Source organism: Alkaliphilus flagellatus (assembly GCF_018919215.1).
GTDB classification, from domain to species: Bacteria; Bacillota; Clostridia; order Peptostreptococcales; family Natronincolaceae; genus Alkaliphilus_B; species Alkaliphilus_B flagellatus.
Window position 1 is genome coordinate 292356 of record NZ_JAHLQK010000005.1, and the last position, 20895, is coordinate 313250.

Annotated in this window: 27 protein-coding genes and 1 pseudogene; all 28 read right to left on the minus strand. The window is 28.9% G+C overall.

All coding sequences use genetic code 11. The features are described 5' to 3' along the window. Positions 1-165: 165 nt before the first annotated feature. The gene (locus tag KQI88_RS14175) at positions 166-906 is read right to left on the minus strand and encodes a SpoIIIAH-like family protein (protein ID WP_216418402.1); all 741 of its coding nucleotides are present in this window, start codon (positions 904-906) and stop codon (positions 166-168) included. A gap of 65 nt (positions 907-971) precedes the next feature. Next, on the minus strand, positions 972-1562 hold the full coding sequence (gene spoIIIAG / locus KQI88_RS14180) for a stage III sporulation protein AG (protein WP_216418404.1): 591 nt from the start codon (positions 1560-1562) through the stop codon (positions 972-974). A 20-nt stretch (positions 1563-1582) separates the two neighbouring features. Then, positions 1583-2212, minus strand: coding sequence for a stage III sporulation protein AF (gene spoIIIAF, locus KQI88_RS14185; protein WP_216418406.1), 630 nt, complete (start codon positions 2210-2212; stop codon positions 1583-1585). A gap of 8 nt (positions 2213-2220) precedes the next feature. Then, the gene (gene spoIIIAE / locus KQI88_RS14190) at positions 2221-3402 is read right to left on the minus strand and encodes a stage III sporulation protein AE (RefSeq protein ID WP_216418408.1); all 1182 of its coding nucleotides are present in this window, start codon (positions 3400-3402) and stop codon (positions 2221-2223) included. 11 nt (positions 3403-3413) lie between these two features. Beyond that, positions 3414-3800 (minus strand): stage III sporulation protein AD, encoded by a 387-nt coding sequence (spoIIIAD, locus tag KQI88_RS14195; RefSeq protein ID WP_216418410.1) that lies wholly within the window; start codon positions 3798-3800, stop codon positions 3414-3416. A 12-nt stretch (positions 3801-3812) separates the two neighbouring features. Next, complete coding sequence (spoIIIAC, locus tag KQI88_RS14200; protein WP_330656240.1) at positions 3813-4016, minus strand: stage III sporulation protein AC; 204 nt, start codon at positions 4014-4016, stop codon at positions 3813-3815. Positions 4017-4043: 27 nt separating this feature from the next. Next, positions 4044-4565, minus strand: coding sequence for a stage III sporulation protein SpoIIIAB (gene spoIIIAB / locus KQI88_RS14205; RefSeq protein WP_216418412.1), 522 nt, complete (start codon positions 4563-4565; stop codon positions 4044-4046). A 1-nt stretch (position 4566) separates the two neighbouring features. Continuing rightward, positions 4567-5598 carry a stage III sporulation protein AA gene (gene spoIIIAA, locus KQI88_RS14210; protein WP_330656241.1) on the minus strand — a complete coding sequence of 344 codons (1032 nt, stop codon included), beginning with the start codon at positions 5596-5598 and terminating at the stop codon, positions 4567-4569. A gap of 119 nt (positions 5599-5717) precedes the next feature. Beyond that, positions 5718-6155, minus strand: coding sequence for a CD1247 N-terminal domain-containing protein (locus KQI88_RS14215; protein WP_216418414.1), 438 nt, complete (start codon positions 6153-6155; stop codon positions 5718-5720). Between the two features lie 42 nt (positions 6156-6197). Beyond that, positions 6198-6755 carry an elongation factor P gene (gene efp / locus KQI88_RS14220; protein ID WP_216418416.1) on the minus strand — a complete coding sequence of 186 codons (558 nt, stop codon included), beginning with the start codon at positions 6753-6755 and terminating at the stop codon, positions 6198-6200. A 33-nt stretch (positions 6756-6788) separates the two neighbouring features. Next, the gene (locus KQI88_RS14225) at positions 6789-7856 is read right to left on the minus strand and encodes a M24 family metallopeptidase (RefSeq protein WP_216418418.1); all 1068 of its coding nucleotides are present in this window, start codon (positions 7854-7856) and stop codon (positions 6789-6791) included. A 129-nt stretch (positions 7857-7985) separates the two neighbouring features. Next, positions 7986-8504, minus strand: coding sequence for a shikimate kinase (locus KQI88_RS14230; protein ID WP_216418420.1), 519 nt, complete (start codon positions 8502-8504; stop codon positions 7986-7988). Next, the gene (locus KQI88_RS14235) at positions 8504-8785 is read right to left on the minus strand and encodes a late competence development ComFB family protein (protein ID WP_246579309.1); all 282 of its coding nucleotides are present in this window, start codon (positions 8783-8785) and stop codon (positions 8504-8506) included. The genes KQI88_RS14230 and KQI88_RS14235 overlap by 1 nt, the downstream gene beginning before the upstream one ends. A 33-nt stretch (positions 8786-8818) precedes the next feature. Further along, the gene (locus KQI88_RS14240) at positions 8819-9418 is read right to left on the minus strand and encodes a hypothetical protein (RefSeq protein WP_216418421.1); all 600 of its coding nucleotides are present in this window, start codon (positions 9416-9418) and stop codon (positions 8819-8821) included. A 10-nt stretch (positions 9419-9428) separates the two neighbouring features. Beyond that, positions 9429-9746 (minus strand): hypothetical protein, encoded by a 318-nt coding sequence (locus KQI88_RS18160; protein ID WP_246579310.1) that lies wholly within the window; start codon positions 9744-9746, stop codon positions 9429-9431. A 252-nt stretch (positions 9747-9998) separates the two neighbouring features. Further along, positions 9999-10304: a hypothetical protein gene (locus KQI88_RS14250; RefSeq protein WP_246579311.1), complete on the minus strand. Its 306-nt coding sequence runs from the start codon at positions 10302-10304 to the stop codon at positions 9999-10001. 63 nt (positions 10305-10367) lie between these two features. Continuing rightward, a pseudogene (locus KQI88_RS18700) lies at positions 10368-10427 on the minus strand (prepilin-type N-terminal cleavage/methylation domain-containing protein); the annotation flags it as partial. A 26-nt stretch (positions 10428-10453) separates the two neighbouring features. Continuing rightward, positions 10454-10891 (minus strand): type II secretion system protein, encoded by a 438-nt coding sequence (locus tag KQI88_RS14255; protein ID WP_216418423.1) that lies wholly within the window; start codon positions 10889-10891, stop codon positions 10454-10456. 286 nt (positions 10892-11177) lie between these two features. Continuing rightward, positions 11178-12932, minus strand: a complete 1755-nt coding sequence (locus KQI88_RS14260; RefSeq protein WP_216418425.1) for an S-layer homology domain-containing protein — start codon at positions 12930-12932, stop codon at positions 11178-11180. A 206-nt stretch (positions 12933-13138) separates the two neighbouring features. Then, positions 13139-14392 (minus strand): hypothetical protein, encoded by a 1254-nt coding sequence (locus KQI88_RS14265; protein ID WP_216418427.1) that lies wholly within the window; start codon positions 14390-14392, stop codon positions 13139-13141. Beyond that, on the minus strand, positions 14379-14942 hold the full coding sequence (locus KQI88_RS14270) for a PilN domain-containing protein (protein ID WP_216418428.1): 564 nt from the start codon (positions 14940-14942) through the stop codon (positions 14379-14381). The genes KQI88_RS14265 and KQI88_RS14270 overlap by 14 nt, the downstream gene beginning before the upstream one ends. Positions 14943-14954: 12 nt before the next feature. After that, on the minus strand, positions 14955-16013 hold the full coding sequence (gene pilM, locus KQI88_RS14275; protein WP_216418430.1) for a type IV pilus assembly protein PilM: 1059 nt from the start codon (positions 16011-16013) through the stop codon (positions 14955-14957). Positions 16014-16037: 24 nt separating this feature from the next. Then, entirely contained in the window at positions 16038-16793 is a 756-nt protein-coding gene (locus tag KQI88_RS14280; protein ID WP_216418432.1) for a prepilin peptidase, read from the minus strand. A 111-nt stretch (positions 16794-16904) separates the two neighbouring features. Then, a complete protein-coding gene (locus tag KQI88_RS14285; RefSeq protein ID WP_216418434.1) occupies positions 16905-18176 on the minus strand; it encodes a PilW family protein in 1272 nt (423 codons plus the stop codon). Positions 18177-18212: 36 nt separating this feature from the next. Beyond that, on the minus strand, positions 18213-18551 hold the full coding sequence (locus KQI88_RS14290) for a PilW family protein (protein WP_216418436.1): 339 nt from the start codon (positions 18549-18551) through the stop codon (positions 18213-18215). Between the two features lie 14 nt (positions 18552-18565). After that, positions 18566-19000, minus strand: coding sequence for a hypothetical protein (locus KQI88_RS14295; RefSeq protein ID WP_216418439.1), 435 nt, complete (start codon positions 18998-19000; stop codon positions 18566-18568). 123 nt (positions 19001-19123) lie between these two features. After that, positions 19124-19549, minus strand: coding sequence for a type II secretion system protein (locus KQI88_RS18360; protein WP_281417583.1), 426 nt, complete (start codon positions 19547-19549; stop codon positions 19124-19126). Between the two features lie 112 nt (positions 19550-19661). Next, on the minus strand, positions 19662-20867 hold the full coding sequence (locus tag KQI88_RS14305; protein WP_216418440.1) for a type II secretion system F family protein: 1206 nt from the start codon (positions 20865-20867) through the stop codon (positions 19662-19664). Positions 20868-20895 lie beyond the last annotated feature (28 nt).

Below are 20895 nucleotides of genomic sequence, written 5' to 3' on the forward strand. Positions count from 1 at the left end.
ATTTATTCTAAATTTTCAAGTGCGACAGGAACCGATGCCATAGCATCGGACGATTGTTATTTCGAGGATGTAGTACTTGCCCTCCAGTTTATTGAAACAGGAGCATTAGCAATACATCAAAGATAAATTCATTATACCAAATCTAGACTTCATTGACAAACAGTTCTATTTCTTACTCATAATAATAATATTATCCATTGCAATGTCAGTTTCTCTATTTACTATATCAACTATTTTAGCAACATCCTTTTCTGTTAAGTTGTCACTACTTACAACAATATTAATTGATTGATCACTTAAATATACAATTACATCATTAAAGCCCTTTGCCATAATCATATTTTCTATAAATACTTCTTTCTCAGTACTTGTAATTGTATTTAGTTTCATACTTACAGCTTGATCTCTTATCTCCTCACTAGTATTTTGTCCATTTATAATATCATTCAGATTACTAATCATTTCACTTCTTTTCTTATCTCTTTCTAGTTTACTCTCAATAAAATAAGTGTTACTTTTCATCAATTTTTTACTTGTCACTGTTTCAGAGATTTCGACATTGGTAGCTTGTGCTAATTCTGTTAACTCATTAGTATCTGCACTGTCAACAATTACTGCGTTTGTAATTTCTTTCTTTTCTATTTCTTCTTTACCTTCCACTGCTAATTCATCTCCAACAGGAGGAGCTTCCTCTGCAACTTCCACTTCTTCATTTTCCTTAAATACAGCTTCTTCATCTAACAAACCATGTTCTTCCATCATTGTTAATTCATATTTCTCAAGTTCGCTAGAAGTTTCAAGAAGCGCTTGCTGATTTAAGTTATAATTAACATAACTTATGACACCTAACATTAGCACTAATGAGAAAATAACAAAGTTTTTTCTTGCTTTAACTGAAAATTTCATATAAATTACCCCCTAAAAATATTTTATGAATTAATTTATTTATAATCAATGTTTATTACTATTATTTAGTTTCTAGTATAAACCTGAACTCGATCCCCTGAGACTTGCAGCACAGTCTTTACCGCATCATATAACTGCATTTTTACTTCTATATCGTCAGCTCCTTCGGCTACAACAATTACGCCTTTTACCTGAGGTTTAATTTCTTTTATTACTAGAGGTCTATTCCCAGTGTTATCATTTGTAGTAACAATATTTTCTGTAAGATTTTGAGATGTAACAGTCCTAATGCCACCATTAGAATCCTTCTCTTCTGTAGTATCTTTAGTTTCAACAGTATTAGATGCTGGAACAATTTCTGAACCCATTTCAAATGTAACCATAACCTCTACCTCACCAGAACCTTTTATTCTCTCCAGTATCTTCTTTAATCTCACCTCTACTATTTCTTCTTCTGTTTTAAATACTTCTTCTTGTTTAACAAATGTGTCTCCTGTAGTTTCTTTAATATTGTTTTTCGAACTTGAATCTTTAACTAGAAGATCGCTTGAAAATATTAAAGCAATTATGGCTACTGCAAGAATTACAATAATATTAGCTACATGCTTCTTTGATATTAATTCCTTTAATAGATCCTTAATTTCCTTTATCCTCATAGTCCTTCCCCCTAACTTAATTAATTACTCTTAAGTACATAAATATTTATGTTATCCTTTGATACATTGTAAAAATTACTAATATCGTCCTTTAGTAGATCACTCCCATTATTAATCAATATGCTATGAGCCTCTACAGTATTATTATTTTTTCTTCCTAAAGATACATTTATTTGTACTGGCTCAATTTTCGTCTTTGGAGGCTCTTTGTGTTTATTAGTTTCCTTTAATGTAATGTTAAAACTATCAATTAAACCAAAGTTGGAACTTTTACTGTCATCTTCGATTTCAACTAGTATCTCTTTAACAATATATTCTGTGTTTTCTTCAATACGACTTTTGAGTTGCTTGCTAATTTCATTTTTGTATAATTTAACAACAGCTTCGTTATTACTACTTTGAATGTTATTTATTCGATTTTTAGCTGTTGCTAACTCCAATTGATTAGATGTCTTAATAACTCCCTCCTCAAAATCAATTTCACCACTTATAAGATTTGTTATTGGATTTAATATAACTATCATAAGCAAGAATCCAACCACCACATTTATATACCTTTTATGATTTGAATTAGGTATCAATATTTCTACAAATGCTACAAATATAATGACTGATATTATTGTAATAATCCACTCTCTCAGAAGTTCCACTATATCACCTACCTCATCATTACTGTAATATTACCTGCGCCAACTATAATAGTTATCGTGATAAAAAACATAATTGCTACTGAAGATACTGTCGCAAATATTAGGACCAATGAGTTACTCATATGATTTAAACAATCTGCCAGCTGACTTTGCGAAATTGGCTCTACAATAGCAGAGCATATTTTATATATAGTTATTAATGCAATAATTTTAACCATAGGGATTAAGCAAATAATAAAAATCGCAATCAAACCTATTACACCAATACTATTTTTAAGTAGCAGTGAATATCCAATTACTGTGTCCATAGCATCAGATAAAAATCCTCCTACAATAGGTATAAACTTATCTACTGCAAATTTAGCTGTCCTTATTGTAATACCATCTACAGTTGATGCCGTTATTCCCTGTATAGATATTATTCCAATAAACGCGGTTAAAACAAAACCTAATATAACTACTGCTGATTGCTTTAATAAACTAGCCAGTTTTGTTACTTGCACTTTAGACGAAAGATTGTTGACTATCGCCAAAACTGCAGAAAATAGTATTAATGGTAATACTACAGATTTTATTATTGTTCCTATAAAGCCAATTGATCCTAGTAAAACTGGATGAAAAAAAGCCGAAGTTGTTAGTCCCCCCATTGCAATTAATATTGCAAGTAAAATTGGTAGTAGTGCCTGCATAAACGTAACCATTGTATCAATAGTTTCTTTACCTAAGTTGATAGCTATCATAAAACTTTTAATAGTAATTGTAATAATAACTAAATAACATACAGTATATGCTAATTTCCCTACAACATCATTTTCAAATGCACTCTGCAGGTTACTTAATATAGCATATATAGCAGATAAAACTATTATCTGTCCTAATATCTTCCAGTTAGCTACAACCTCCTTAAAAAAATATTTTATAGTTCCATTTATTATATCTTGCAACGATACAATACCTTCCCCCTTAAGTATTTTAGTTATAAAAGGTTTTATTTCAATTTTAGGAATGTATTCTTCTAAATCATCATTCATAGAATCAATTATTCGCTGTAGATCATTGATGTTAAGCTTGTCTAGTTGATCGGCAATTATACTTTCCGGGGTAACAGCATCTTCATTAGCCCAAGACACCCCAGCAAAAGCAATAAGTAACATCATAGTTAAAACTAAGATATTTTTAATTTTTTTCATTTTTTCACATCCTAAGGTACCATATTGATAATCAAATCCATTAAAGAGACTAGAATCGGTACTGCCATTACCATAATAAGAATTTTTCCTGCAAATTCAATCTTAGATGCCATTACCCCTTCACCTGCATCCTTACAAATTTGGGCTCCAAACTCTGCTATGTACGCTATCCCAACTATTTTTAAAATTGTAGATAAATAAATAGAATCAATACTTATTTTATTTGCTAACTGACTAAGTATTTCAATAACCGATTGAAGTTTAGTCGCTATAAATAAAAATATAATTACACCTGCTACAAGACTAATATACAGTCCTATTTCTGGTTTTTCATTTTTTATTAATACAGATAATATAGTAGCAACTAAACCAATAGCAACTATTTGAAAGATCTCCATTTCATCACGTCCTTAATATAACTGAAACATTGTTTTAACTGTATCAAATAGATTCGTTACTAAGTTAATAACCATAGTAAGCACTACAACAACACCAACTAAAGTTATAAACGTAGCCTGTTCTTCTCTACCAGCTTTAATTAGTACTTGATTAAGTACAGTAATTACTATTCCAATTGCAGCTATTTTAAAGATGACGTCAACATTCATAATCATAATTTAACCCCCTAGCTTTGAGCTGTTTTAATATAGTATTATTATTATTGATAATCCTAATAAGAACCCTAAGTTTTTAAATAATTTAACATTTCTACCTTGCTCCAATATCGAAAGCTCATAGTGTCTTTTTAAATCTTCTTGTATTAATCGAATGTGCTTCGTCTGATCTTCGCAATTAGATATTCCTAGATTTTTACCAAGAGATAATAATATTTCTATATCATCCTTATTAAAGCAAGTACCTGCTGTCTCCTTACTTACTGAGATATGCCAGATTTCTTCAAATGTTTGCCCTTGCTTCTTACTTAATAAATCAGCGGCAGTAAAAAAAATACTCCCTATTTCTTTTCTGCTTTTATTTCCTACCTTTTCTAAAAGAATAGGTATTGGTGTTGCACCATATACTATTTCTGTTTCCAGCATTTGTATTGTAGATAAAAGACTATTAAGAAGCTTTGTTCTTTCTATATATGTATTGGCAAAAATAAAGCCTAGTAATGAACTACAGCAAACAATAACAATAGAATATACCACCTTTAGTAACATGCTAAATACACAACCTATTCTGCTTTGTATTTTGGTATAAATAAGTTAAATTAAATCCATCAACAATACTATCTACAGTACCTACTCCATTGCTATTTGATAAAAATACTATCCTTTCAAATACTCCATCCTTAACTAATTTGCCAACAATCTTTTTATTTAATATATTTTCCAATGATCTTCCATGTACGGTAGTAATTAACTTTATTCCCGCCATCATAGCCTCTTCTATAGATATACTATCCTCTTCCCTACCAATTTCGTCTGTAGCAATTACTTGAGGGGACATAGCTCTAATTAACATCATCATCCCTTCAGCTTTTGGACAAGAGTCTAGTATATCTGTTCTAGGTCCTAAGTCATTTTGTGGGATACCTTGAAAGCAGGCCCCTATTTCTGATCTTTCATCAACCACACCAACCTTTATACCTCTAAAATTCATATGTGGTACCCCTTGACTTATCATGCGAATAATATCTCTTAGTAATGTAGTCTTTCCGCATTGTGGTGGCGAAACAATTAATGTATTTAAAAATTCTCCATTAGAAGTAATAACATGAGGCAATACAGTATTTGCCACACCTAACTTTTCTCTAGATATTCTAATATTTAAACCACTAAAATTTTTCAATGTTCTTATGCCTTTACTATCCATCAATACTTTCCCTACTATTCCAATTCTATGTCCACCCTGTATAGTTATATATCCGTTCTTTAGCTCATCTTCAACTGAATATATAGAGTAATCAGAGGCAAACTGTAATGTTTTTTCAATGTTTTCTCTATTTATGTAATAACTATTATTAGGAGTTAATGTAAGATTTCCATTCAAATCAACAAAATAGTCTTTCTGTCCTCCAAATACCATTAAAGGCTTGTTAACTCTTAATCGTATTTCTTCTAAAATTAATTTAAAATCATCCGGTATTTTTTTTATAATTTTTCTAACATCAGGGCATAGATAAAGCTCTAGATTTGAAACAATAGATGCTTCACTTTTACTTTGGTTTATTAAGTTCATACGTTTTTCCACAACATGTCCCTCCTTTTATATATAATTAATATTTACATACTTAACTAATTATGCTTATTTTACAAAAAAATAAAATCCAAGGATTAATCCTTGGATTTTACAGTACTTAGTATTATTTTCTATTCTTCATCGTCAAAATCATCAAAATCATGGTTACAGCAGCAACCGTCTACCTCTTCGAATTCTACTTTTTCATTGCATCTTGGACATATAACATCAATATCATCTTCATATAATAGATCTTCATCTATATATACTTCTTCATGACAATTAGGACATTCTACTTCAACAAAATCGATGTCATCATCGTCTTCGTCATCATCGTCCTCATCATCTTCATATAAATCCTCTTCAATATTTGTTAAGTCTTCATCCATAGCTTCTATATATTCAGCCATTTCATCTGCATCCTCGTTTAATTCTACAATTGAATCAGCAAAATCTTCTAAAACATCAATAATACTAACTAAAAGTCTTCCTTCCTTAGTTGTTTCTTCGATGTTAAGACCATCAGCTAATCCTTTTAAATAAGCTACTTTTTCGTATAAAAATTCCATATTTGTTACCTCCTTTTTTATTTTAACATTTGTATTATTTCCCTATATTCTTGACATATACTCTCCAGTTCGAGTATCAATTCTAACAATATCTCCTTCATTAACAAATAGAGGCACATGGATTACAGCTCCAGTTTCAACTGTGGCAGATTTTGTTACGTTACTTGCAGTATCTCCCTTTACTCCAGGCTCTGTTTCAACTATTTGTAGCTCAACAAAGTTTGGAGGATCTACTTGGAATGGCTTTCCATGGTAAAACTTAATAGTAGCATTTGCATTTTCTTTTAAAAATTTAATTGCATCTTCAACTTCTTCATATGTTAATGGGCTTTGCTCAAAAGTTTCATTATCCATAAAGTAATATAATTCACCATCATTATATAAGTATTGCATTTCTTTTGTTTCTATATGAGCCCTTGGGAATTTATCACTTGGGTTAAATGCTTCTTCTCTAGTACCACCATTTTTTAGATTTTTATATTTTGTTCTAACAAAGGCAGCTCCTTTACCTGGCTTTACGTGTTGAAAATCTAAAACCACATAAGGTTCTCCATTCATCTCAAAAGTTACGCCTTTTCTAAAATCACTTGCTGAAATCATAGTATCCCTCCATATTAATTTGTCTATTGTATATTATATTTCAAGTTCTATAAGGTCTTTTGTAGATTTTGATAGAACTCTATAACCATCATCTGTAACTAAAACTAAATCTTCAATTCTTACGCCACCAAAGTCAGAAATATATATACCTGGTTCAATAGTTATTATCATACCTGACTCCATTGGCACTTTACCTCGTACATTTATATGAGGTAGCTCATGGACTTCAAGTCCAACTCCATGGCCTAAACCATGTCCAAAATATTGACCATATCCTTTGTCACTAATTATTTTTCTTGCAATTCCATCTAATTCCTCACCAGTTACGCCTGGTTCTACTGCCTCTAATGATGTTTTTTGAGCTTCTAATACGATATTATAAATTTCTTTTTGTTTATTATTAGCTTTTCCTAAAACGAAAGTTCTAGTCATATCAGAACAATATCCATTATATACACAACCAAAGTCCAATGTAATCAAATCTCCAGCTTCAATGGTTTTACTAGTAGCAACACCATGAGGTAGAGAAGATCTTTTGCCTGAGGCAATAATAGATTCAAAACTCAGTTTATTAGCTCCTCTTTTTTTCATAAAAAATTCTAATTCTAAAGCAATATCTAATTCAGACATCCCTAGTTTGACAAAATTTAGTATATGATTAAAAGCTTCATCTGCTATAGAAGCAGCTTTTTCTATGTATTCAACTTCATCTAAGGTTTTTACAGATCTTAAATCTACAAGAGCACCATCTAAAGGAGTTAATTCGGTTTTGACTAGTTTGTTTAAAAAATCGCTATATTGTCCATAGGTCATAAAGTCCTCTTCAACTCCAAGCTTTCCTAGATCAAATCCATTTAAAACATCTGTAATTGTTTTTTGATTATTAATTTCTACTATTTCATATCCATTACATTGAGTAGAAGCCTGGTCCAAATATCTGAAGTCTGTAATAAATTTAGCATCGTTTTTAGTAATTAATACATAGCCAGTACTACCTGTAAAACCTGATGCATATCTTCTATTTTCAGGTTTATATAATAATATCCCATCTAGCCCTTTGTCTTTTAGAAGTGTCCTTAGATTATCAATTCTTTTATTCATAAAGAATTCCCCCTATCAAAGCAAACTTTTGTTTTAAATTACTTTCCCAGCTTTGGAATACACTTCCTTACTAATAAATTCCTATATTATAATATCATACTTTTTTATCTTTGAATAGATTTTATGTTACTAAGTAGGCCGAATTATGGAAATAATATTATTAACTATTTCACTAAGTGACTTTCCATCCACTACCACTTTAAACTCAGCTACCTCTTCATAGTACTTTCTTCTTTTGTCAAGGAGTTCTATTATTTTGTCAATAGGATTTGTTTCATTTAATAAAGGTCTAATAGTCTCACTTCTATTTAAATTAGTTAAAATCCATTGAGGACTAGATTCTAAGTAAACAACCTTACCGATATCCCTTAACTTTCTACGATTATCTGCTGAAATTATAATACCTCCTCCAGTAGATATTACTTTGTTTTCTGATTTTCTAAATAAGTCCAATGCTTCATGTTCTTTTTCTCTAAAATAAGCCTCTCCATTTAAAGTAAAGATATTGTTAACAGTTATGCCTTCTATTTCTTCTATTAATTGATCCATGTCAATAAAATCAAGATCTAATGTCTCTGCTAACATCTTACCTATCGTAGTTTTGCCTGTAGCCATAAATCCTACTAGAACAATATTATTATTTCCCACTACTCCATCACCCTATGCTTAGGGAGTTTGTTTACTTTCTCCATAGCCTCTACTAACACTTTAGTAACATCAATCTCTGATTGTACTGTAAACATATTAGCCTTAGATAAAACAGAACCTTTTTCTGTCGCTATATACCTAGGTTTAAGATTATTTAATGCAATAGCTTTAATATCATTTGTACACTGCTCACAAACACATTGATTTCCGTATTTATCCTCCATTAATATACGTTTAAGCACCAGATCTACAACGTCCTCCATATAGTTATGTACCTTCAACTTTATCCCTCCTCTAAATCTAAAAATTACATGCTATAAACCAATCGTTTGATAATACTCTACTATACTCACAGGCAAAATACTAACCTTCGGAAGATTATATTCATCAAACCCATTATCAATAATCTTAGGTAATTCTAATTTGGCCTTAATAAACCTTCTAGCTCTATTGTATCTTCCTGTAGATGTAATATTAATAACTTTTTCTCCAGAGTCATACTCAATATCTATTTTGTAATAATGGTCATTTTCATATTCCTCGAAAGGATTATTTTCATTACCACCTAATTTCTTTATGTTGGGAATAATTTTTTGCTCAACATAAATAGAAAACTTTGGAGGATCATATTTAATAGACGGATTGTTATTTATATCTTTGAGGTATTCTTTCTTATAGTTCTGCAAATCTAATAAATACTCCATTATAACTTTATCTGATAATTCCATTATTTGCATTATCTTTAATTCTAAGATCGATTCTGAAATATAATTAGCTCTGTAACTATCATTATTAGAATTAATAATTTCAATATTAGTGCTCATTATATATACGAGTGAGGTTAAAATTACAAAAATAATCAAAGAAATAAAAATAATGCTTACATATATTATACCATTTTGATTATTTAACAAAGACCTCATATTAAATTTTAGTGTACTCTAATTTAAATTTTATTTTACTAGAGTATCTAGATTTATTTGTTATAACTTCAATTTCTACTAATTTCCCCTCTACTAGTTCATTTACAATAACATTTTTTATATTATTACTCAACACATTATTTTCATTATTTTTATTTACTCGAATTTCATTTTTATCCTTATAAAAATTTATTAATGTATTTTGTTTCCTCGATATCTCACCACTCAGATCTATCCAAGCTATTTTATTATTATAGTCCCTACCTTGAAATATCTTTTCTTCTCCATAATATATAATAGATTTTTGATTACATTCCATTAACCTTTTTTCTATATATTTCAAAACAATTTGTGCATCATTTTTCGCCTCTAAAAGTTCAGTCTGGTTTTTATAGGTATTAAAAGTGAAATAAAATAACATAGAAATGCTGATTAAAATTATAGAAATAAGTGAAATAGATACTATTAATTCAATTAAAATATACCCATTTTCTTGTTTTTTAGCATTAGTATGAATTATGATTCACCCTCTCTATTGAACTTACAATAAAAATTAAATTCAATTGTAATTCTAATAACTAAATTGACTTGAATCTATAGTGAGCTCTTCATAAATATTTTGGAAAGTACTTTTATAGAAATTAATATATCGAATCAAGTTATAGAAAACATCGCCTGTTTCATTAGCTATCTTCAAATTTATATAGTGAATATTTGTATTATCATGTAAAGGTATAATAGAAATATCAACTTTATAACCTTTTTCTTTAAAGCTAATAAGCTCCTTCTGTAATTCTAAAATAGAATATTCTTCCCCTTCTATATAAATACGATTAGATTTAAGTTCTTCCATCTTAGTTTTAGCTACTTCACCCATTTGTTGATTTACTGTATCTATAAATATTAACCTATGAATCAAATAGTAGGATGAATTAAATATTAATATCACTATTGATAGAATAAATAATGCTAATAAGACTTCAACAAGGGTTAGGCCTTTATCTCTTCACATATTATCATCTCCTATTAATATATATCTGATATTCGTATTTTTCCAGTGCCGATTAAGGTATCAATATCAATTTTTTCTCCTTTCTTATTTACTAATATAAATTTTCCATATTGGGTTTCACCATGTCTGTTATATGAAATTCTACTTTGTGATGCTTTATATACAGAAATATTTTTATCAAACTTTCTTGAAAGTACAACTCTTCCTCTAACTACATACTCCCTTACCCTAAATGTATCTTCTATAAATTCTACACAATATTCTCTTGATTCATCTAAACTTAGTTGTTGAGATAGCTGAAGTGCACTTTTCACCTCCATAGCAGTAGATGTTAATACTGCTCTATCGTATAATCTATTAGGTGTACTTATAGTAATTAAGCTTAATATGCCAAATAATGATAAAGCAACTAATACTTCTAATAATGTGAATCCTTTTTCATTATCTGTCATTTTTTCACCTCTCTTGTAAACTTAGTTCAATAAATGTAATTTAGTGCAGAATTTTCTTAATATTCATATGTATTCTATACAAAATTTACCTTTCCTTCTTAACTTTTTAAAAAATATAAAAATAAAACAAAATTTTCCTTCATAAGATTTAAGGGCTAATTTTCTTGAAACATACTACAAAAAATTATGACTTATCTAAAATTTTATAAGTATATACTTTTCTGCATATTATAAAAACAACTAGAGCAATTACTATAGTCTAGTTGTTTCATAGAAATTAATACTATTATATTTTACCTTCATTTTGCAGATGATATAACATATATACTACCTCTACCTTTGTAATATTATTTTCTTTACTCAATATGCTCCTTGAACGAGTATACTTTTCGTACATCATCTTATCTTCAATTTCACTCCATTTAAATTTATTATTATTTGGTATCCTCTGTAAAATGAATTCGATTTCTTTGTAATTAATTGGTTTGGTTGGTTTGAATGTGTTATCAGCATAACCATTGATTAGTTTCAAAGATGTTGCCTTAGCTATAACATCTCCATAATATCCAAATGTATTATAATCGCTAAACTTTTTTATTTGATCATGATTAACATCATTATCCCATTCCATTACCCTACCTAATAAAGTAATAAATTCTGCCCTAGTTATACTCGCCTCAGGCTTAAATGTTTTATCACTATACCCAGTTATATAATCTCTTCTTATAAATGTATATACTTCCTGACCAGCCCAATTACTATGAACATCTTTTAACTCCGTATAGTTGTCATCTATAATTACTGCATATACTCCTCCCATATAGAACTTAGAATCTAGTTTTGTAGAAATTTCTCCATCTTTTATATCACTATATAAGTATCTCCATTTATCATCAACTAGTTGATATATTCCACCTCGTTCGGATCCATAATATTTAAAGGTTAACATAATAGGATTATGTAAACCAATAGTTTTGAATTGATTTTCTATTCTAATGAAGTAGCTATTTGTAACAGGAATATATGAATTAGCATTATATAAGATTGGAAAATCGCCTTTCTGTATAGATAGGTATTTTTCCTCATAAATTGTACCTGGTTCTATTTCCAATTTCATAATTCCATCAGTACTAGTAAGATTTCCTCCAAGCATTGATATAGATTTGTAATTAATATTCTCTTTCCCTAGGTTTATGTTTTGTTGCTGAAAAGATTCTATATATCCATCACGAAATCCATCTTTAAATCCTACTAAAAAACCCTCCCTGTATTCCTGAACTTCTCTATTAAGATTATATTTAATCATAACATCTAAGTTAGATGGTAGTGCCTTTTCCCAATTGTTACTTTTTTTATCTGCAAAATCTATTTGGCCAAGTGTACTACCAAGCTTAAATCCCATTTCTGTTCCGTGTAAAATTCCATTTTCCTTTGGAGCTTTACTAGTATCTATATTTGTTTCTCTATATGTATTAGTGTAGGATTCTTCAAAGGCAATTTTATAACCTAATAAGAAACCTTCTGCATATTTATCTGCATCATTATTTAATGAATGTTCTCTTCTAATAGATGCTTCTGATGGTATTTGATTTCGCCAATCATTAACTTTGCCTTCATAGTAATCCTTCTTACCATAAATTTCACCATCTATAATTCCAAATATCTTACCATGTTCTAATCCTATCTCATATGTGGTTTTCTTTACATTACCACTAAAGTTTTTATAACCATTTTCATAACCTAATTTAAATTCTTCTCTAAATCCTTTAAGAAAATTAAATCGGTATGTTGCAGTTTCTTGCTTTAAATTATAATCGTCTATAACTATTTTTTCTTCTTCAGCATGTGCTTTTTGCCAATTATTCCTTTTTCCATTAATATAGTCCTTTTGTCCATATATCTGCCCACTGGATCTTCCAACAGCTTTCCCTTCATTGTACGCCCTATCTTCTAAAGTTATAGCTTGGACATCTATTGAAGTAGTTATGGATTGAATTAAAATCATAACTAAAACAATTAATATCACTTTAGTTTTTTTCAAAGGAATCCCCCTTTATACTCATCATAAGTAGTCTGTCTTCTATTAAGCATTAAGTTTTACATATTAATAACTTTTGTCAAATTTTAATTTGATTAGGATTCTTAATGTAGTTATGCTTCATAATAAATCCTTTACTATAATCATTATAAAAATCTTTACTTATATTAAAAAAATTATATTATCTTTTTTACATAATATTCAATATACTAATTAGAATTAATATGATTATCCTTTTCATAACTGTGATGCAATGTATTTCTATAAGCAACTTCCATATTATCTAGTAAGAATACTCCATTGATCTTACTTTCAGGATTATTACTTTGTACATATATACGTTGTATTTGAGCAGGATAAGTTACTTCTTCAGGCAACTTAGCTTCTAAAGTACTCCAATATATCCAATCAATTTTATCTGCTAATAAAATATTATATTCCTTTCCTACTGCATCCTTTAGAACAAAACCTATTTTATGGTCATTTTTTTCGTAAGAATAAACTGAAATAGAAATATACTCTGGCTGTATAGATATTGATGGCTTTATATTATCAAAAACAACATTTGCAATATTATTTCCTCTTTGCATTAAAAAATCATATTGTAGCTTAATAGAATAATTGCCCTGTTTTTTATTGGTATCTCTGCTAACATTTCCGTCGACTTCCCTTGGATTACCTACAAAGAACATGTCTAAACTTTCAAAACCTTCCAAAAGAGTTTTCTTAATATCTTCTATAGCTATATTATCTTGAGGGGCAAACATATCTTGATTTTGATTATAATTTGGTTGAGCATTAATCTCATCATTGCCTAAGTAATCAAATAATTCATCAATATAACCTTCAAAAGGATCAAAGGGATTTTGCTTTGAATATGAGTTTTCTTCAATTATACTACTGCTTAATTTTTTTACACCTAAAGAAGGAATACTGTAAAAGTCTAGTACTACATTTCCTGATACTTGGCCTTCGCCATTATTTAAAATATTAATATCTTTAATTAATATCTTTTTATTATTTTGTCTTATCTGCCTTAAAAAGTCTAACAACGATTCATAGTATCCACTAAATGGTATTGATGCAGATATTGCATTTAATTCAGTACTTCCTAATTGTTCAGTCCTGTAATCTGAAAATCCAACACCTGTTATTTCTAATTCTGTATTGTTGATAAAACTATCTAATAAAAGTATGAGAGTAGATTGTTCTAAAGATGTAAAGTAACCTTTAGAGTAACCTTCTACATTTTTTAAATGTTTTTCATATATATTCTTCAAATCGCTTAATGCATCTGTAGCGTGATTGTCTTCAGCAATTATTGATTCATAGTCTTTAATTCCACTTTTCAGATATTTGATTTTTAAAATTTGAGGATTAATAATAAAATTTATATACCCATAAATGAATATTATACCTGCTAGAACTCCAAGCATGTTTTTTTCTCTTTTAGTTAGTTTCATCATCAATCCCACCTTTTATTTGAAAAGAGATTGTAAATACATAACCTACAGTATTCGTAGAAATATTAGAAATAAATATATTCTCAAAATAAGTAAGTTCTCTTAGATTATGTTCAAATTCTGCTATAGATGCATTGTTTTTTGCAATGCCAGTAATTTGTATCGAGTTTTGACTAATATTAATATTTTGAAAAAACATCTCTTCAGGTACTCTATCAGTAATTGTTTGTAAAAATAGATCATTTATTATATCAATTTTTATCATTTCACTATCTATAGACTCTAAAGTTTTATAGTAATCCTCGAGTTCTTGTATTTGTTTTTTCTCATTGCTTATTTTTTTCATTTCTTCTTGAAGCTCTTCAGAATTTACTATAGCACTTACAAGCATAGTTTGATCTCTCATTCTTTTTATAATTAATTGGTTAACTATTGGTGTAATAATCAAAGCAAGAATAACAATAAAAATAGGAATGTATATAACTAATTGTCTCTTTGATAGCTGATTTTGTTTTGTTAAATATGGTTCAAAAAAGTTAAAATCTCTCATATTTACACCTGCTTACTTTCTAATTATTGCACCTATTGCATTAAGAAATGTAGTTATTGAAATATTTTTTATATCATTATTCTTAATATATATATAGCTTATATCATCTATACTTTCTGTAGGAATATCAAAAAATAACTCAAAATATTTAGTAATATTTTTTAAATTAGCATGTCCACCACATAGGTATATTTTACTAACTTTGTTTTCTGGACTTCTACTAGTATAAAACTTGAAGATTCTTTGTATTTCATCTAACCAATTATCTATGCAACCACTGATAACTTCTTCTATTGCAATGTATAAAGATGAAGTACTATCATCTTTAAATGTACTCTGTTCTAATTTTATTCTCTGTGCTTCTTCTAATGAAAAATTAAAGTTATTGGCTATATTTAAATCAATTTCTTTCCCACCTATTGTGAGTAGCCTATTAAATCTTGAAATATTTTTATCAATAATATTAACATTAATATTATCGTAACCTAGATCAATTATTGCAATAGTCTGATCTTGATTTTGGGGTTGACTATTGATATTAAAATTATTTTCAAAAAGCTTTGCTATCCCATTAAAGTGTACATCCAAAGCAATTGGTTCTAATTCTAAAGCATTCGCTAATTCTAAATAGGTTTTAACAATTACTTTAGGAAGTGCGGCAACCACAATCTTAGACTTTTTAACTCCATCTTCTTCAAAGTCTTCTAGCTTTCTAGACTGTATTACATACTCACTTAGATCGGTAGGAAAGTGTTGTTGTACTTCGAAAAATAATATTTGTTCTAATTCTTCATTTTTAGCATATGGCAGAGATAATTCTCTAGTTATAATAGCAGTGCTATCTAAAGTAAATATTACTTTTTTAGATTTTATCTTTATATTATTGATACATTCCTTAATCGCAGATTTTACTTTATTTAAATCTATAACTTGTCCATCATTTATAGAGTTTGAAGGAGTAGTTAAAGAGTCTATATGTAAGATATCCACCTTGTTACCTTTGTAACTACCTACAACTAATTTTGTTGTATATGCTCCAATATCGATTGATATTACATTTTTATTAAACATTACACTTTCTCACCTCATTTTCTTTTAATAAACAACAAATGTCATAATATAATAACTTATTATATCATTCCCATAAAATAGTGTTATTAGAGTTGCCAATACAATAAATGGTCCAAAGGGAATCATATCCTTTACATCCTTAAACTTAAGTAAAATAAGTATAATGGAAATAAAACCTCCAAGTATAAATGATTGAAATAAGTTAAGCAGAGTAAATTTCCATCCTAACCAAAATCCTAGCATAGCCATAAGTTTTATATCTCCTCCACCCATTGCTCCTTTAGTAACAACAGCGATTAGTAACAAAAAGCCTCCTCCAACTAAAAATCCAAACAAATATTGAAGAAAGTTTAAAAGGCTACTAAAATTGATAGTATGAAAAATAAACCCACAAACGAATCCGAATATATTTATAGTATCAGGAATAACTTGGTGATAATAATCTATAATACCTACAACAATCAATATGCTACATAAAATTGAGTATGCTAAAAACTCTAGAGTAAGTCCAAATTTTAGATATACCCATAAATAAAGTAACCCATTAAGCAGCTCAATTAAAGGATATTGATAAGATATTTTTTCACCACAGTATCTACACTTGCCCTTTATAAATAAAAAACTACATACAGGAACTAGGTCCAAGGCCCTTAAACTAGTATTACACTTCGAACAATGGGAGGGTGGAAATGCTATAGACTCTTTTAATGGTATTCTATAAATACAAACATTTAGAAAGGATCCTATTATAGTGCCTAGCAATAAGGTTACAATACGCATATACTCCTCCCCCTATACCATTTATATTTTTAAAATCTTCATATATAGCACTACTTATTATTCTCTATAAGTACAAACTTAATTTAAATCTAAATTTAAACTGGTATCTAGTTAAAAAGGTAAATCTTCTGTATTAAAAGATTTGAAAATTATGGGAGATGAACTTCCTAAAACAACTTCTTCAGCTATTATTATTCCTGAGAAATTGGCAGATCCGCCAGTAATGACTTTACCATTTGGAGCAAAAAGTATTCCACTTACCGAAACATTTCCAGATAAAATTATGTCTCCACTACTAACTATAACAACATCAGAATAACTGTTCCAAGTAGGAAATGAATATGTTCTACCATAATATCTCATACCATTTTGAGGGGTAGTATTGTTTGAGTAACCTTTTTCTATATACCATTCTTTATCTTTAAACTTTGGCATACTTACATTTGGAAATTGGATTTCATCTGTTTTAATAGCTGGAATATCAATCCAGTGTTGTGTATTTAAATTTTTAGTATAATATAGCTGATCGTAGACTCTAGGGTTTCCATCAAGTGTTACGTTTCCATCTATATAAGTTGTTCCTCCTATAGCAGTACTTCCAATACTTGCACTTCCTTCCATAACTAAGTTGCCTTTGATATAAAGTTCCTTTACAGAAATATTGCTATTACCTCCTAAACTTACAGTGTTGTTATTTTGTCCATTAATAATAATAGATGCATTTTCTCCGATAACACTTGCACTGCCATTTGTAAGTTTAATAGTATTTGTAAAAATTACATATTGATCCCATTTATTAGTGTCCTCATCTATAGGAAAATCAGGAATTACTTTTTTGTATCGAATTGCAACACCATCTGAATTTAAAATTTCTTTATTTTGAGGCATATTCAAAATTACAACTTCTGTTCCTAATTTATAATTAGGAGTACTATTCTCACCTAGTACATCAAATTTCAAAATATTTTTAGTACTTTTGTTAAAATCTAGTTCTTTTATTTTATCTGCAACATAATTAGATTTATCCTCGTATCTATATTTTAAGACATTGTTTTCTAAATAAATATAATGGTATTCATTATCTGTTTTTTCCATTTCAGTTATAAGCTCTGATAAGCTTAAATTAAGTATTTGGACATCTGAAGCAAATCGAGTTTCTTTTGTTATAAAATTAGTAGCTAGTCGAAGATTTTGTTGGAGACTTCCTTGGTATGACGCAAAATTGAAAGTTTTAAGCCCTAATATGCTCAAGGAATTAATTATAAGCATAAGTATTCCTAAAAATGCTAAAATTAGCAATAATTCAATAAATGTGTACCCTTTATTGTTTTTTATTAAGTTTAAATTATATAACCTACTATATTCCATTTTATTATTTGCCATACTAAATCCCCTTTTGTCAAAATAAAAATATAGTTATCATTTGTATGGTATAAAATAAAATAAGGCAATTTTTTTATTCCCATATTTTTTTTCGAATTTTACTTCTTTGCCATCAATTGAAATAGTCCTTGATATATTAGGAAAGCTTATATGTAGTGTTTTGCTTTCACCCACATCATAACTTTGATCACCTATGATGTACTCTACTTGTTTTTGTAAATCATATACAACCTGAACCTTTTCTCCTGAATAAATAATTAGTTTGTAACTATTCACATAGAGAGTAGACAATATAACAATAACTAAACCTATAACTGCTAGGGTAATTATAATTTCTACTAATGTAAATCCTTTTTGTTTATTTAATTCCTTCATTTTTTATCTCTCCACTAATTTTTATACTCTGAAAAAATTTTGTAATAATTTGTGCCCACTTTTTTTAATGTTATTATTATAGCATTAGTAATACTATCTATTTTTCCTGTAGATACAATATTGAGCTCTGATATTTCTCCAGAAATATCTATTTCTAAAATACCATTTCCAAAACTGACCGGATTCGATTTTTCTGATCTAATTAAATCTAAAACCAAGCTCTCAAACTCATCTTCATCTAAATTATTTGAACTATCAATAATATATTCTGCAATAGCTTCTGCTCCTGACTTTGCAATATAGTAGGTCTGCACTTTCTTTTGTTCCCTAGCTACCTGGCGGACCTCAGAGGTATTTAAAAATAAAAGTGTTGAACCTAAAATACCTAGAACAAGCATTATAACTAATATGAGAGAAAGTGAAGAACCATTTTGATTGTTTAGATACATGGGTATTCTCCTTGAGGATTAAAGTAATATAGCAAGAGGGCAAATTTCAGTAGAAACATGCCCTGTATTAATTATGATTTCAATAACTTTATAAGTTGTTGTATACTACATAAGAATTTTTAACTATTTTTTGGGATCCACTTTTATATCTCCATTTGATTTAATAGTAACTGTAAATCCAATTCTATTCGTTACTTGTGCTTTTAATTTAGTATCAAGTAAATCTGTCATAACTTTTTCAAGGTCATTATTATCAGAAGTAGTAATATTTGATCCTTCAAATGTTATTGGATCTTCTGTAGTATCTATAGTAATAGTGCCTTCTTCTCCAGTTACGGTTATATCTCCATTAGCAAGAGCAATCAGCACCGTATTTCTAATTACATCCATAGTAGCCTCGTCAGCTTTTTTTGCGGCTGTTTCTTTAAATCCACCAAATTTTGGAACAGCTATAGCCCCTAAAATACCTAAAATGGCAATAACAACTATTAGTTCAACCAATGTAAATCCTTTTTGATTTTTCATCCTCTTACTCAACATTCTAACCATTCTTTTCTCCCCTTTATAATTTTTTAGTTTAAATCTCTCATTATTAGATTCGCTATATTTTTTCCAGCATCACTCCCTAAAAAGTCTTCTCTTATTAATAAGGATTTCTCCCTTAGAAAGATATTGTATTTATCATGTCGAACATAGGTAAAATCATTGCTATTACAATTAAGCCTATAATAATAGCCATAATAATAATCATTAGAGGCTCAATCATCGTTGTCATTTTTTGCAATGCACTCTCCGTTTCTTCATCATAGAAATTAGCTGTTTTATCCAATATGTCATCTAATTGTCCAGAGTCCTCACCGATTTGAATCATAGAAATAACCATTGGGGGAAATACACCAATCTTTTTAATAGAATTAGTCAATGTAACTCCCATAGAAATTTCATCAATCACTTCCCTCATTCCTAATTCCACTACTCTATTACCGGATACTTTAGCGGTGCTTTCTAAGGCTTGAATTAAAGGGATACCGCTGGCTAACAAAGTTGATAGGGTTCTAGTAAAACGTGACGTTACTACTTTTTGTGTAGCGCCCTTAACTACTGGTATTTTAAACTTTAGTCTGTCAAAAAATAGTTTTCCTCTTTCACTTTCATACAGTTGGCTAAATCCTAAGATAAATAATATAAGTCCAATAGTATAAACATACCAATAGCTAGTTAATGAGTAACTAACAAAAAGTAATGCCCTTGTAGGAACTGGCAGTGTTGTTTTTTCAAACATGCTTAAAAAAGTTGGCATAACAAATACTAATAAAAATATTACTACTAAAATTGATACTGTAGATAGCATCAATGGGTATACCATAGCAGCTTTAATTTTATTAGCAATTTTATTTTCCTTCTCATAATGAAACGACATTCTTTCTAAAATTGAATCTAAATTACCACTTAACTCTCCAGCTTCAATCATATTTACAAGAAGGTCTGGAAAAACCTTTTTATGATTTTTTAATGAAGTAGAAAAAGCAGCACCTTTTTGAATATCATCATATACATCATCTAGTGTATTTTTAAGCTTTTTATTTTCTGTTTGTACTTTTAAAACTTCTAGACAGTTTATTATAGGTATACCAGCATTTAACATCGTGTAAAATTGTCTACAAAAAATAGCTAAATCTTTAATCTTTACACTTTTAAATATAGAAATATCTAATATATTATTTTTCTTAACTGTTTCTTTAACTTTCATCGGATAATGTCTACTTTGTCTTAGCATCGCTATTACTTCATTTTCATTAACGGCTTCATATGTACCACTTAGACTCTCACCTTTATCTGTAATTGCTTTGTATTCATATAGGGGCATATTTCCACTCCCTTAAATTAAAGTTATA